Here is a 15,029-nt window from a genome sequence, read left to right as displayed (position 1 = left end):
GCTGGACTCCAGGGCCTACTCAGCAAAACGGTCGATCCCGCGGCGAAGCTCGAGCAGCGCCGCGAGATAACCACGCATCTCGCGGTGATTGACGATCGACTCAAGCCGCCAAGGGTAGCTGGGATCAAATTCGACCGTGTCGCAAGGCGCGTAGACGGACATGAACTCCGGCACGTGAGACGCGGCGACCTCCTTCATTGCGGCAATTAGCTCGGTTTCCAGTATCCCCACATAGATCGCCTGAAGGCGCCGCAGCTCGTCGCGCCCCCGCTCGGCCGGGCCGCAAATATTGGCCATCCAGGCGCCGTGGTGATGCGGCGCCTCGCCCCTGAGATCGATGCTGTCGAGGCGCTCGAGCGCCCCGTTGGCCAGCAGCCGCTCGATCATCGCCGCGTCGGGATTGCTCTGTGCCCCGTCGAGCTCCCAGAGGAGTAGGCGAAACGGCCCGACGAGATCACGCCAAGCCGACCGGACTTCTTCCATGGCGAGGCGCTGCCGCTCGAGCTGGTCCTGGTAGGCGCGCCAGCTATCGATGGTGGAGACCGCAAAGCCGGCGAGTGCGATTGCGATCGCGAACCACCCGGTCGGGCGCAGCCGCGCGATCCCGCGCCGTGTCGCATCCCAAGTGTCGCCAGCCACGGCAATGCCGGCCGCAAGAAGGGCTATGACATGCCCGATGATGCTGAGGAGCATGGCGTGGTTCCGGATGCGCGCTTGATGTTCCGCCGACCATCCACACCCGAAGCGTCGGAAGCAACATGCAGCTGGGCTGACGCACGAGCAAATCGGAGGCCAGCATAGTGAGCGCCTCGGAGTATGGCAGACGCATAACATTCCAGAAGAAGCAGATCATTGCGGGTCGACGCGAACGAAATCTGGTTCCGCATACCATGAATTCTCCGAGCTCTCAAAGCCGACATCGGTCCTTTGCAGTGGGTTTGCGCTGCTTCTTGTTTTCAAAGCACTGCCGGATCAGTATCTTCCCGACATGGCAAGTGCACCCTTAGACAGACGAGTCGCCTTCCAAGTTCAAGGAAAGAACGTGGTTCAGCCGCTGAGCCATTTGCGCGGCCATCCATATGTTGTTTTGCTTGGTGAGCCCGGTGCGGGAAAATCGACAGCTCTGGAAAAGGAGGCTCGTGACGAGGGTGGCGAGGTCGCAACTTGCAGGGAAGTGATGAACGGCTTTCCGATCGGCTTGTCTGGAACCGTTTATCTTGATGCCCTCGATGAATATCGTTCAGGCGACGGCGGCAAAGACAAGCTTCTGCGGATCGCCAACTCGATATCGAGCAGGAACATTGGCAGATGGCGCCTCACCTGCCGTGCTGAGGATTGGCGCGCAACGGCCGACATCAATTCGATGCGGCGTGCAGCGAAGAACATGCCCATCGTTGTGGCCCATCTCCTGCCTTTGAGCGAGGACGAGGCGCAACTGGTCTTGGCCTCTCTGGAAGAAACTAATCCCGAGCGCTTCATCCGGGAAGCACGAAATCGAGGGGCTGATGCATTTCTCGAGAATCCGCTTAGTCTGAGACTGCTTCACTCGGTTGTAGTATCGAACGGCCTGTGGCCGACCTCCCGCTTTGACTTGTTCGCGAGAGCCACATCGGCACTTGCCCACGAACACGACCCTCAGCGCGCAACAGATCCACGGCCGGGAGCGGAAGAAATCCTCGCTGCGGCTGCCGCGATGAGCTTCTACCTTCTCGTCTCCGGGGCGAAAGCACTTTGGCGCTCAAACGCGTTGCCTCCTGGTTCCACACAAAGCGAGTATGTTGCTACGCATGCCTTGGGACTCGAAGCGCGCGTTCTCGAAGCCGCGCTGGATACAGCCCTGTTCAGGGGAGAAGGGCACGAGTTCGCGCCCGTTCACCGAACGGTCGCTGAGTTTTTGGCAGGGCGTTTTCTGGCAAGAAGGGTGACGGGTGCTGGAGAAACTTCCGCATTACCATTGCGGAGTGCGATTGCCCTCATCACGGGAAGCGACCAGAAGGCACCGAGCGAACTCAGGGGGCTATTTGCGTGGTTTGCCGCCCATTTGCAATCAGAAGGAGATCCCGTTGGGGCAAGACGGCTGATTCAAAATGATGCTACTACGGTGCTGGCATATGGCGACGCCGCAGCGTTCGACACCGATGGACGACGAGAAATCCTCTATCACCTGGATCGTGACGACCCGTTTTTCCTCGCCTCCCAAGATGACGCTACTGTCATCGGTGGGCTTGCCGGCGATGATCTTGCTGATGATTTCACAGCTGTTCTCGACGCTGAGGTCCGCAGCCATCTACAGGTCACCGTCCTTCAAGCACTCCCCGACGGTCCGCCAGTTGAACGGATGACGCCGAAGTTGCGGGAGATCGTGCTCGACGCTGCGCGACCACTCTGGATGCGGGAGAGGGCGGCCGGAGTCCTCGTCTCTAAAGCCGTCGACACGGACGGTATGCAACGTGGACTATTGGACGATTTAGCCGGCATGACGGTGGACCGGGACCAAGTGGCGATCCGCGCCCGCATCCTTTCAAGCGGTTCAACTCAAGATGTTCAGTTTTCCGATCTTCATGCACTACTAATGGATTTTAACAGCGTGTCTGCGAAAACGCGCGATGGCGCGGACAACGACGATACTGGTTCGCTGGTCTCTCTGAGCATAGCGATCGCGCAGTCTCCGCGACCGGACTTTTTCGACAAAGGTATTGGACGAAGCGACACAAAACACCAGCACAAAGTTCAGGTCCAATCACTCCTCAATCGCGCGTTTGTCATCACAATTGATGCCAACCCGGACATATCCGCTGTGCGTCTTCAATGTTGGATTGGCAATCTCCGGAAACATCAATGGGATATGCTTGACAGCGAAGTTGTTGAGGCCATTCGGAGGTGGATTGATCGCGATTCTGACGTTCGTGAGCTTGAGTTTTTCCTCGCCCACATGGAAGATATCTGCTCCCAAAATCGTCCCTGGCTGGTGACAAGCGAATACGTCTCCACCACGAGGCGTTTGCCGTCAGATCCATTGATCCGCGGGTTATTGGATCGAGCAGAAGCGGCGAAGAAAGGTGCGGCGCGAAAGCAATTGTTTCAGATCGCGGCCTATGCAGCGCGTAGTGAAACGCACTGGCCGAAATGGAAAGATCTGATCGTGTCGCTGCTTGAGCAGGAACAAGGCTTCAAGGGCTTCATTAAGTCACTCCTCTCTAACCCCAACGCAAGATGGGAGAAGAAGGAGGCCAAGCGAAAAGCGAAACAGGAGCGAGAGACAGAGAGATCGCGGATTGGCAATGTGGCTCAACTCACGCCGAAACTCTCAGGGATCGCAAGCGGAGCTGATGACCAGTTCGGAGTGTTGAGCTGGGCTGCTAACCACTATCGTAATGGCTGCATCCGCAAGGACGAAGCGCCGCTTGAAAAAGTTGTAGAATACACGAATGGACAAATCGCAGCCGCGATCGCCGAGGGGTTGATCCAGTTTGCGATAAACACTGACATCAAGGTTGATGTCCAGGATCTTGGCAGGGCCGAAGCCAAACGCGGGACATTCCCGCAAGAGATTGCCGTAGCCGCAGGGTTGCATCAAGCGCTTTTGCACGGGCGTGAAAACGACATCGATGCGACCCCCTTGATAATTGCGTTGATCGGGCTTCGGCAAGCCTATTTCAGTTCCGACGATGATCCTTCGATCGCCGCTTGGGCAGTTGACCGCTTGGCTCGCTATCCTGATCAAGGCGCTGCCGTGATAGTGCAATATTGGAACGCCGCTCTGGATGCGGGCGATGACGACCTCGACGCTATCCATTATCTGACGAGTGCAGACAGGCCGGAACTGGTATCTATGTGCATGGTTGGCCTACTTGGCGAGAGACCGGGACTTCCAGAGCCCGCCCTAAAGCAGGCGATCTCCGCATGCGCGGCCAGTTTAGGCAGCAGTCAACTCATAGAGCTTGTCAGGCTTGCACTCAATCGCGATGATCTCGAGCGGAAGCAAATAGATCTTTGGTCGTTCGTCGGCCTTGCGCTGAAGCCCGAGGAATTTGCCGATCGGTTTTCGGAAAGAGATCTTGAAGCGGCGCTATTGGCTCCAAACGGGGACCTCGCGCAAGCATTCAACGAGTCGTGTCCGAACATCGATCTGCTGGACTACATCAGGATAAGCGTTCTCGGCAAAAAATATCAGGCACGCGACAATGATTGGTGGCATTCAGATGGAGGGAGTGGGATTGTGCGAGCGGCCATCCAGCGCCTCGGAGCATCCAATGCAACTGATGCGGGAGAGCGCCTAAAAAAACTTGCTCCAACCGTGGATGCAAGTTGGGCGCCGCACATCGCGCATGCAGCTGCGGAACACGCTCGCAAGCTGAGAGATGAGCAATTCTCAGCTCCTTCGGTAATCCAGCTGATGAGCGTGCTCGCAATCGGCCCCCCGGCATCTGCATCGGATCTTGCGGCCGTAGTTCTCGAGGAAATCGACCGATACAAGAGCACCCTGAGGACAGGAAGCGAGACACCCTGGAAGCGGTTCTGGAACACCGATAAGTATGGAGCGGCGACGGAACCACAGATCGAGAATGAGGACAGGGACCGGCTTCTGGAACTGTTTCGTCCGCGCTTCGAAAGATATGGCATTGCCGCCAGCTTTCCGGAGGCACGTCGCGGCGAAAACACCAGAGCCGACATCCTAATATTGAGCCACGCGGGTAAGAATCTGCCGGTTGAAGCCAAGAGACACTACAACGGCGAACTTTGGACGGCCGCTTCGACCCAGCTGGCGGGCTACGCCGCCGATCCGGACGCCTGCGGTTTCGGGATCTATCTCGTTTTCTGGTTCGGCTCGGAATTCAAAGCCGCAAAGAGAAACGATGGCGCCGACGGGCCAGACAGCGCCGAAGCGCTTGAGGCGATGCTCGTAGATGACCTTCCACTTCACTTAAAGAAGAAGTTCTCGGTTGTGGTTCTGGATGTATCTCGGCCCCAGTCGATGATCGACTCTGTCAACAAGCGACGAAGAATAGCTTGAAACAGGCGGTAGCATCATCTCATCGGCAGCATGCTCCATCCCAAATTGCACTGGCGTTGCCCGGCAGGAGGCACATGAGGTTCGCCATCATGAACGGCAGCTAAGCGGACGCCGCATTGCAGCGACAAACTCCAAGATGAAAGACCGTAAAGGGCCGGCCGCGACAGACCGGCCCCTGACGCTTAGTTCTCTACCGACTCTGCGATCGCGAGCGCATCTTCCAGTTCGACGCCGAGGTAGCGCACGGTGCTGTCCCATCTTCGTATGGCCAAGCAATAGCTGCACTGCTCTAAGATTGCCGGTCTTCCGATAAATCCCCGCTACCTTGGTGCGACGCATGGAATGGGTGCCGTAGGCGCTCGGCTCGAGACCGATGGAGGCCACCCAGTCCCGGACGAGGCGAGCATACTGCCGCGTCGAAATGTGCAGCCGTTCGTGGAACCGTCTCGGCCAGAGATGCTCCGACACAATCATGAGCGGGGATTCGAGCCAAGCTTCGATTGCTTTCCGAGTCTCTTCGGTAATCTCGAAGCTCACGGGCCTGCTTGTCTTGCTCTGGACAATCGCAGCGCGGTGCCTGACCTGCCCCGCGGCGTAGACATCGGCGACCTTGAGCCGCACCATGTCGCAGCCACGCAACTTGCTATCGATGGCAAGATTGAAGAGCGCCAGTTCTCGGGTCCGATGGGCGATCTCCAATCGGACCTGGATCGCCCAGACATGCTTTGCTGGTAGGTTGGCGGTAGGCATAGCGGTTCCTCCAATCCACCGGTCCCGCCACGTCTTCGGCGTTTCGCCGACGGTCAACTTTACAATTGATCTGCGGCGAAAGTCGGCTTCGAGCCCACTTTACCGAAATTCTGCAATGCGACGAATGACTGCTAATATGTGCGGTGCAAAAATCTTCAACAACTGCTTTGGTTTTGAAAGGGGTTTGTGGAGCGCTCAATCTGGGCAGCTGGTGCCTGTTCCAAAAGCGAGTGTAGCTGGCACTCAGGCAGGCATCAGGTCGGCCAAGCGCTGCTGTTGCTGCCCTTCGCCAGCCATGTTCTCGGATGAAAGCCACTTCTCGAACCCGATCTTGAGACGTGGCCAGTCGGTATCAAGGATCGAATACCACGCCGTATCCCTGTTTCGACCTTTGTAGACGAGCGCCTGACGAAACAACCCGTCATAGGTAAAGCCGAGCCGTTTGGCGGCCTTGTGTGACGGCGCATTAAGATCGTCCAGCTTCCATTCATATCGGCGATAGCCGAGATCCTCGAAAACGTGCTTCATCATCAGATACATCGCTTCAGTCGCAATTGGGGTCCTTTGGAGCAGCGGTGAAAACGCAATGTAGCCAACTTCGATCACACCCGGTTCGGGTGCGATCCGCAGATAGCTTGCAAACCCGACAGCCTTGCCGGTGCGGTTATCCAGAATGGCTGCGAACAACGGGTCTTTACTCGCGCAGGCCCATTCCATCCATTCCGCGAACTGCTGTTTGTCGGCAAAAGGACCGACTGGCATGTAGGTCCAGATTCTGCCCGTTGTGTCTACCGAGATGGCCTCGAACAGATCCTCCAGATGGGTCGATTTCGATAACGGTTCGAGCTTCGCGTAAGTCCCTGCCATTGACAGGTCGGCGATAGGCTGCGCACCGGTCCAGTTGGCGACCTCGTCACCGATGGGCTGTTGCAGATCATTCAGACGGCGGGTGGTTTGTTGGTTCATATCAGAATCCAGAAGCAAGTTCAGTTTTTGGTTAAGCGCAGGCCATCGCATCAGTCTTCGGGCGCGAACCCCGGCCCATCAACGTTGACCACGGACTCACCCGAGCCAATCCGGACAAAGACGTAGCGGCAGTTGTCGGGGGCGTCGATGATCTGCGCATGGTGGATCACTTTGCGCCCGAAAAAGCCGTAGTCGCCCGGTCCCATCTCGAAACTTTTCTCACCATATTCGCCCCAGTCCACGCGGATACGACCTTCGATCATATACATGATGCTGTCGTAGTCCTTGTGGTGGTGCCACTGGCTGGGCTGGTCCCGTGCCGTGACTTCGCACTGACCAATCCAAAGACCGTCCTCGGAATAGGCTGTCTGACGGTTCTGGCCCGGCGTGTTGGGGCCGTCCTGCAGATCGGCCTGAGTCAGGTGAATGATCTCGCGGCCAAAGATGCCGGAAGGCTTGGATGTCTCGGGTGCCATTTGACTGATCTCCGTTGATTGTTTCACCGATCACTGTAACATGGCCGTATGAGGACACTCGGACAATTTTTGTCTCCAACCAGACAAATGGAGATCGCCCCGGTTGAGACGGCGGCGCGGCCTGTTGTCGGCTATGCCAAGGATTATCCCGCCGGCCTGCTGGCGGAAGCACACGCACATCCCAAGGCGCAGGTGATCTATGCGGTTTCGGGCGTGATGCAGGTAGAGACGCAGGAGGCAAGCTATACGATTCCGCCGAGCACGGCGCTTTTCATGCCCTCAGACATGGTCCACTCGATATACATGGATGGTCCGGTGGCGATGCGGTGCCTGTTCATGCGCGACGGGGTTGCGACCCGGATGCAAAACACTTGCAAAGTGATCTCGGTCACGCCGCTCTTGCGGGAACTGATCGTTGCTGCCTGTCTGGAACCGCTGGACTGGGATCTCAAGGGGCGGGGCCACTACATAACCTCACTGGCGCTGGACGAGATCGACCGATCCGATGTGCTGGCGCTGAGTTTGCCGCTGCCCTCGGACGTCCGGCTGCGCCGGGTGATTGATGCTATCCGTCAGATGCCAAGCAGCCAGCGATCGCTCGGAGAGTGGGCTGACATTGCAGGTGCCTCGGAGCGGACCCTCGCGAGGCTGTTCCGTAAAGACACCGGTCTGACGTTCCGACAATGGCGGCAGCATGCCAGAATGACGGCGGCAATGTGTGCCTTGTCGGTCGGTGAAAGTCTCACGGCCGCCGCGAACCTCGCAGGTTTTCAAAGCCAACCCGCTTTCGGTGCGGCATTCCGCAAGATCTTCGGGATCACGCCAGGACAGGTAAAGGCGATGGGCGGTGGCGGATTGAATAACGGTCTTTGATTTTCTACCTGGAACGAAAGATATCGGTGAAAAACTCCATAGAACTTTGATCTCGCCGCAGGAGGTGAACGAGCGTTCTGCTACCGAGCCTTCTTATCTGGAAAACCGCCATATCTAACAATCCAGCAGGACAGATTTCTCGTAAAATGAGCTGCAAAGTCACATGGTCGAGTTTTTCACCGATATTGACAGCTTTAGGCGGAAGAGATTTGGCAATTTCTTGAAAGCCGTCATTGGTGACTTCACAGCGAATTCACCCTTTGTCCCGCAAAGCTGTCGTTGGACGGCACCTTCGATGCCGCCCCGATTGCGGACGTTGCGAACGGCAACTCTAAGCCCATACTGACTGCGTTGGCGTCGGAGGTTTTCGCGGTTGCGGCATAGGCTGATCGACGCAATGTCGTCGAGATGAAAGATCAGGCCGAGGCGGGCACACATGCAGTCCCACTTCGAAAGAAGCTTTTTCAGCCTCTCAGAACCCCCAACGCATGACCCGCATGTGAACCGGCATGCAAAATTGACCCCCGTATTGGGGTAATCGGCGTCCAAAAGTGACCCCCCTGATATTTCTGTTCAGAAGCTTCCTCGACGGATTTGAGGGAGCGAGTTGGGGATGTTGGTTGTGGAGACGATTGCGAAGATCAGACGGGCGTATTTCATTCAGAGGAAACCGATCAAGCAGATCTGCCGGGAGCTGCGGGTATCACGGAACACGGTGCGCAAGGTGGTGCGGTCAGGCGCGACGGAGTTCAGCTATGATCGAACCAGCCAACCCCGCCCCAAGATCGACCCGTGGCGGTCCGATCTGGATGAGATGCTGGCCGAGAATGACCGGCAACCCAAACGCCAGCGGCTGACACTGGTTCGGATTTACGAAGAGCTGCGCAACCGGGGCTATGACGGCAGCTATGATGCGGTGCGGCGCTATGCGGCCAGTTGGTCGAAGGCGACCCGGGAAGCTTCCGCCGCTGCCTATGTGCCGCTGAGCTTCGATCCGGGCGAAGCCTATCAGTTCGACTGGAGCCACGAGGTTGTCCTGATCGATGGCGTCACCACGACGGTGAAGGTTGCGCATGTGCGCCTGGGCCACAGCCGGATGCCGTTTGTGCAGGCCTATCCGCGCGAGACGCAAGAGATGGTATTCGACGCCCACGACAAGGCGTTCGCGTTCTTCGGCGGAGCTTGCGCCCGGGGGATATACGACAACATGAAGACGGCGGTCGATGCGATCTTCGTCGGCAAGGATCGCGCCTATAACCGGCGGTTCCAGCAGATGTGCGGCCATTACCTGGTCGACCCTGTTGCCTGCACGCCAGCTTCGGGCTGGGAGAAGGGGCAGGTCGAGAACCAGGTGGGCGTGATCCGGCGGCGCTTCTTCGTGCCGCGCCCGAAGTTCAAATCCTATGCCGAGCTGAACGCCTGGCTGGAAGACCGATGCCTGGCCTATGCCAAGGCGAACAAACATCCGGAGCTGCGGGACAAGACCATCTGGGAGGTGTTCGAAGAAGAGCGTCCGAGCCTGGTGCCATACGTCGGCCCGTTCGATGGATTCCACGCGGTTCCGGCCTCGGTGTCCAAGACTTGCCTCGTGCGGTTCGACAAGAACCGATACTCGGTCGATGCTCGTGCCGTGGGGCGGCCGGTGGAGATCAGGGCCTATGCCGCCCGGCTGGAATGCTGGCAGGATGGGCAAATCGTTGGCCAGCATGAGCGGGCTTTCGGGCGGGACAAAACCATCTTCGACCCCCTGCATTACATCCCCGTCCTAGCCCGCAAACCCGGCGCCCTTCGCAACGGCGCGCCCTTCAAGGAATGGGACTTGCCGCTCCCGATCCGTCGCGTGTGGCGCAAACTGGAACGCCAGCCGGGCGGCGACCGGCAGATGGTCGATATCCTCGCCGCCGTGCTGACCGATGGTCTGGATGCTGTTGATGCCGCCTGCGCCGAGGCTCTGTCGCACAACGTCCATTCCGCGGGTGTCGTGCTGAACATCCTGGCCCGGCACCGCGAGCCGCCACCGCCCCTGACCATCACCACACCGGATGCGCTGAAGCTGGCCTGTGAGCCCATTGCCGACTGCAACCGATATGACAGCCTGAGGAGACAAACAGATGGAACGATCCGACGTAATCGATGCGATGGGGAAGCTGCGGCTCTACGGAATGAGGGCTGCCTATGACGAGGTCCTGACCACCGCCGTCAAACGCCAGCACGAGCCTCAGAAGATCATCGGGGATTTGCTGACAGCCGAGATCAGGGAAAAGCAAGCCCGGTCGGTCAAATACCAGATGACCATTGCCAAGCTGCCGCTCGCCAAGGAACTGGAGGAGTTCGACTTCGAGGCCGCCGAGGTTAACGAGACCCTGATCCGGGACTTGGCCACGGGCGACTTCCTGGATCATCAACGCAACCTCGTGCTGATCGGCGGAACCGGTACCGGCAAGACCCATCTTGCCGTCAGTATCGCCAGGACGTGCATCCGGGCCGGACGACGGGGACGGTTCTTCAATGTGGTCGATCTGGTCAACAAACTGGACGCTGAAGCCCGCGCAGAACGGCAAGGACGCACCGCAGACCTGATCTCCCGGCTCGACTTCCTGATCCTGGATGAGTTGGGCTATCTGCCCTTCGCCCAGACCGGCGGCCAATTGCTGTTCCATCTGATCAGCAAACTCTACGAGCGCACCTCGATCATCGTCACCACCAACCTGGCCTTCGGAGAGTGGCCCAGCGTCTTCGGGGATGCCAAGATGACAACGGCCCTGCTCGACCGGCTCACCCACCACTGCGAGATCGTCGAGACCGGCAACGAAAGCTGGCGCTTCAAGAACCGCGCATAGCGCCAACCCGAAACCCCGCAGGCCCGCCGCCGCTGCGCTATGTGAGGGCTACGCAGCGCCGGGCCTGCTCACCACCAAGGGGGTCAATATTGGACGCCGATAGGGGGTCAAACTTCAATGCCGATTGACATATTGTCATAGATCCCGCGACCAGGCACGCCGCCGAAGACGCGGAATGCATGCCAGTGGGCGTCAAACAGCATCTCGTGCGTTTGCAGCGGGTAGGCCCGCACCAAGAAAGCCCGGCTGTGTGACAGTTTGATATGCGCGACCTGAAGTTTGACGCGCTCACCACCGATGTTGGCCCTGTCCTCGCTCCAATCGAATTGGAAGGCTTCGCCGGGCGCGAACACCAAAGGCACATAGGTGCCGCGCCCCGTCGTCTGTTCCGCTCGATGCCGATCTTCACGCCATGCCCGGGCGAAAGCTGCCACGCGTTCATAGGAACCATTATATCCCAGCTTCACCAGATCAGCATGCATTTGCTTCACTGTCCGCCGCTCTTTGCGTGACTTCCGCGTCTGGATTAAAAGCCAGGCTGACAGCCGATCCGCGTAGGGGTCCAGCTTGCTTGGACGCTTGGGCGTCTTGAACCTCGGCTCCACCGCACCTTCACGCAGATACTTCTTGATCGTGTTCCGAGACAAACCCGTCCGCCGGGCAATCTCCCTGATTGGCATTTTGTCACGCAATGCCCAGCGTCGAATGACACTCAAAAATCCCATGTCGATCACTCCAAATCCCCCCAACCAAAACCGTCGGGGAAGTGTGTTCACATGGGTCAGTTCTCAGTGACAATTTATGGGGCTACCGGGTCAGTTCTCAGTGACAATCAACAACGGAAAATCAGATATGCATCTCGATTTCCGATGGGGTGCAGATCCAAAAGAATGGAAGCCTATAAAAAATGTCGCAAAATTAGTAAGTTAGACAGAACATTCAAGTGTTGCAAGGATGCCACATTACTCAAATTCCTTGATGGGGTGCAGATCTAATCTGCGCTCCTAACCGCATTTTCTCATTAAATATCAGGATCGTAGCGAAACATGCCGCTCGAGCTTTAAGCTTTTCTTATAATCCTCCGTGCACACGGCTCAGCCGTCCGTTCTCCGGAACGAAGTGAATAAGCACGCCAATCGAGCAGCAAACCATCACACGACTGCGTTGGTCATTTTTTGTCCACCTTAACCTGGAACGAAGCCTATCGCCTGAAGGACCGCAGGCCCGATACGGTTGCGCTGTATGAGGGCTACACCGCATCGGGCCTGCTACCCGCGCGTTCAAAGGCGATAACTTTCAGTTCCCGGTGCGGACAAAATGGGTGTTCGGCCTTACAGGCCGTGAAAACATCGTCGGATAGAATTCTCCGAAAATGTCTGAGGTCGATTATAGGCACTTCACGAGGGTGCAATCTCGCGGATTACCCCTCGTGAATGCATTCATTGCTTTACGGACTGCACAGCAACTGGACTAAGCCTTTTAACCACTACATTTGCTATGACCACAACTGGCGCAGGTCATGCAGCCCTCGATCATGCGCATGTCGTATTGTCCGCAGCTGGGGCATGCCGGGCCGCGATTTGAGCCGAGATTGACTACCTCGGCCTGCGGGTCGGATTTCAAACCCAGACCTTCGCCCGCCAAAAAGCCGGTGCGGATCATGTGCTGTTCCAGAATGCCCCCGATGGCGGCTAAGATGGACGGGACGTATTTGCCCTGCATCCACGCGCCTCCGCGCGGGTCAAAGACCGCTTTCAGTTCTTCGACCACAAAACTGACGTCGCCTCCGCGCCGGAATACGGCCGAGATCATCCGCGTCAGCGCCACAGTCCATGCGAAATGTTCCATGTTCTTGGAGTTGATGAACACCTCGAAGGGGCGGCGGTGGCCGCTCATGACGATGTCGTTCACGGTGATGTAGATCGCATGGTTGCTATCGGGCCATTTCAGCTTGTAGGTCGCGCCTTCCAACTCGTTCGGGCGGTCCAGCGGCTCGGACATGTAGATAACGTCGCCGTGGGGCGTTTGGGGTTCGGCATCGGAGTTAGCGATAATTTCGGGCGCATCATCTCGATTTCCATAAAGCAACCAACCTGCTGGCACTCCAAATGTCTTGGCTACGAGCGCTGCACCCTCTTTAGACAGTGCATCATTTTTCTGAACCCAATGGGAGTACCGGCTTCTTTGGACACCTAGCGCGGAAGCCGCCTCTAGCTGCGTCGTAAATCCTGCTTTTTCTTGTGACCACTTCACTCGTTCCGCAGTGGTCTCCAACGATGGTAAGCTAACTTTTTCATCGGCAACACTCAACACCGACCCCGTCACGTCATTCGGCCGGTACGTCGTGCAGCCTTTGCAGCCCTGCTCCCACGCCTGCATATAGACGCTCTTGAACGCCTCAAAGCTGATGTCCACGGGGCAGTTGATCGTCTTGGAAATGCTGCTGTCCACCCAGCGTTGCGCGGCGGCCTGCATCTTGACGTGATCAGCGGGGGCCAGCGTCTGGGCATTGACGAAATGATCGGGTAGCGGTGCATCGCCGAACTTTTCCCGCCAGAGCGCCACAGCGTAATCCACCACTTCTTCTTCGGTGCGGCTGCCATCCTTTTGCAGCACCTTGCGCGTGTAGGAATAGGCAAACACCGGCTCGATCCCGCTACTGACATTGCCAGCATAGAGGCTGATGGTCCCGGTTGGCGCGATCGAGGTCAGAAGTGCGTTGCGAATGCCGTGCTGGGCAATCGCGTCGCGCACATCGGCATCCATCCCCATCATGTTACCGGTGGCCAGATACGCCTCCGCATCAAAGAGCGGAAAGGCGCCCTTCTCCTTGGCCAGATCGACCGAGGCCAGATAGGCCGCGCGCGCGATCGCATGCAGCCAATCGCCGGTTTGCGCCGCCGCCGCGTCACTGCCATAGCGCAGCCCCAGCATCAGCAACGCGTCGGCCAGCCCTGTCACGCCCAGACCGATCCGCCGCTTGGCCTGCGCCTCGCGGGCTTGTGCCTCCAGCGGGAATTTCGACACATCCACCACGTTGTCCATCATCCGCACCGCGGTCGCCACCAACTCTGCCAACGCCGTCTCGTCCAGCGCCGCGTCCGCCTCGAACGGGTCACACACCAGCCGCGCCAGATTGATCGACCCCAGCAGGCACGCGCCATAAGGCGGCAAAGGTTGCTCGCCGCAGGGATTGGTCGCCGCGATATCCTCGCAATAGCTCAGGTTATTGGCCTGATTGATCCGGTCGATGAAAATCACCCCGGGCTCGGCAAAATCATAGGTCGCCTGCATGATACGATTCCACAGATCACGCGCCTGCACGGTGCGATATATCTTATCATCAAAGACCAGATCCCACGCGCCATCCGCGTCGACCGCGCGCATGAAATCATCCGTGACCAGAACGCTGAGGTTGAACATGCGCAGGCGTGCCGCGTCGGCCTTGGCGGCGATGAAATCCTCGATATCGGGATGATCGCAGCGCATCGTCGCCATCATCGCGCCTCTGCGACTGCCCGCGCTCATGATCGTGCGGCACATCGCGTCCCAAACATCCATGAAGCTGAGCGGCCCACTGGCATCTGCACCCACACCTTTGACGTCTGCGCCGCGTGGGCGGATCGTGCTGAAATCATAGCCGATCCCCCCGCCCTGCTGCATGGTCAGTGCTGCCTCGCGCAGATTGTCGAAAATCCCGCCCATATCGTCCGGGACCGTCCCCATGACAAAGCAGTTAAACAACGTCACCCGGCGCGCCGTGCCCGCCCCGGCCGTGATCCGACCCGCCGGCAGGAATTTGAAATCTTCCAGCGCGGCGTAAAATTTGTCCTCCCAGTTGTCTGGGGTCTGCTCGCCCTCGGCCAGTGCGCGCGCGATGCGCCTCCAACTGTCCTCGACGGACGCATCGATCGCCGTTCCATCCGGCGTCTTGAAGCGGTACTTCATATTCCAGATTTGCTCGGCAATCGGGGCAGAAAAACGGGTCATGGCACAATATCCGGGGGTTGCAGCGGCAGGAAACCACCGTATCCGCGCACGCCATACAGGTCAACCGAACATGCGGGGATTACACCTGTGCGCACATGCTCTATTGAACTCGACACCGAA

Annotated in this window: 8 protein-coding genes and 2 pseudogenes; 4 read left to right on the top strand and 6 right to left on the bottom strand. The window is 58.1% G+C overall.

Features of this window, described 5'->3' with window-relative positions:
- Positions 1 to 15 precede the first annotated feature (15 nt).
- On the bottom strand, positions 16 to 693 hold the full coding sequence (locus N7U68_RS19440; protein ID WP_263047886.1) for a hypothetical protein: 678 nt from the start codon (positions 691 to 693) through the stop codon (positions 16 to 18).
- Between the two features lie 349 nt (positions 694 to 1,042).
- Between N7U68_RS19440 and N7U68_RS19435 the strand changes: the two genes are divergently transcribed.
- Entirely contained in the window at positions 1,043 to 5,014 is a 3,972-nt protein-coding gene (locus N7U68_RS19435; protein ID WP_263047885.1) for a DUF8371 domain-containing protein, read from the top strand.
- A 182-nt stretch (positions 5,015 to 5,196) separates the two neighbouring features.
- Here the strand turns inward: N7U68_RS19435 and N7U68_RS19430 are convergent.
- From N7U68_RS19430 to N7U68_RS19420, 3 genes and pseudogenes are all read right to left on the bottom strand, one after another.
- Positions 5,197 to 5,764: pseudogene (locus N7U68_RS19430) on the bottom strand (tyrosine-type recombinase/integrase).
- 243 nt (positions 5,765 to 6,007) lie between these two features.
- Positions 6,008 to 6,730 (bottom strand): GNAT family N-acetyltransferase, encoded by a 723-nt coding sequence (locus tag N7U68_RS19425; protein ID WP_263047884.1) that lies wholly within the window; start codon positions 6,728 to 6,730, stop codon positions 6,008 to 6,010.
- Between the two features lie 50 nt (positions 6,731 to 6,780).
- A complete protein-coding gene (locus N7U68_RS19420; RefSeq protein ID WP_241188223.1) occupies positions 6,781 to 7,206 on the bottom strand; it encodes a cupin domain-containing protein in 426 nt (141 codons plus the stop codon).
- 87 nt (positions 7,207 to 7,293) lie between these two features.
- On the opposite strand from N7U68_RS19420, the gene N7U68_RS19415 reads away from it, so the two are divergent.
- The 3 genes from N7U68_RS19415 to istB all read left to right on the top strand — a co-directional run bounded on the left by N7U68_RS19415 (position 7,294) and on the right by istB (position 10,919).
- Positions 7,294 to 8,079 carry an AraC family transcriptional regulator gene (locus N7U68_RS19415; RefSeq protein WP_165193628.1) on the top strand — a complete coding sequence of 262 codons (786 nt, stop codon included), beginning with the start codon at positions 7,294 to 7,296 and terminating at the stop codon, positions 8,077 to 8,079.
- 613 nt (positions 8,080 to 8,692) lie between these two features.
- Complete coding sequence (gene istA, locus N7U68_RS19410) at positions 8,693 to 10,258, top strand: IS21 family transposase (RefSeq protein WP_263047111.1); 1,566 nt, start codon at positions 8,693 to 8,695, stop codon at positions 10,256 to 10,258.
- Positions 10,191 to 10,919, top strand: a complete 729-nt coding sequence (istB, locus tag N7U68_RS19405) for an IS21-like element helper ATPase IstB (RefSeq protein WP_263047112.1) — start codon at positions 10,191 to 10,193, stop codon at positions 10,917 to 10,919. The genes istA (N7U68_RS19410) and istB overlap by 68 nt, the downstream gene beginning before the upstream one ends.
- Positions 10,920 to 11,032: 113 nt before the next feature.
- On the opposite strand, the pseudogene istA (N7U68_RS19400) reads toward istB, so the two are convergent.
- Together istA (N7U68_RS19400) and N7U68_RS19395 are read right to left on the bottom strand one after the other, a co-directional pair.
- Positions 11,033 to 11,644 (bottom strand): annotated as a pseudogene (gene istA / locus N7U68_RS19400) (IS21 family transposase); the annotation flags it as partial.
- Between the two features lie 754 nt (positions 11,645 to 12,398).
- Entirely contained in the window at positions 12,399 to 14,909 is a 2,511-nt protein-coding gene (locus tag N7U68_RS19395) for an adenosylcobalamin-dependent ribonucleoside-diphosphate reductase (RefSeq protein WP_263047883.1), read from the bottom strand.
- Positions 14,910 to 15,029: the final 120 nt, after the last annotated feature.

The organism is Roseovarius pelagicus, assembly GCF_025639885.1.
GTDB lineage: Bacteria > Pseudomonadota > Alphaproteobacteria > Rhodobacterales > Rhodobacteraceae > Roseovarius > Roseovarius pelagicus.
Note: the sequence above shows the minus strand (reverse complement) of the source record. Positions and strands in the feature narration are given on the sequence as shown.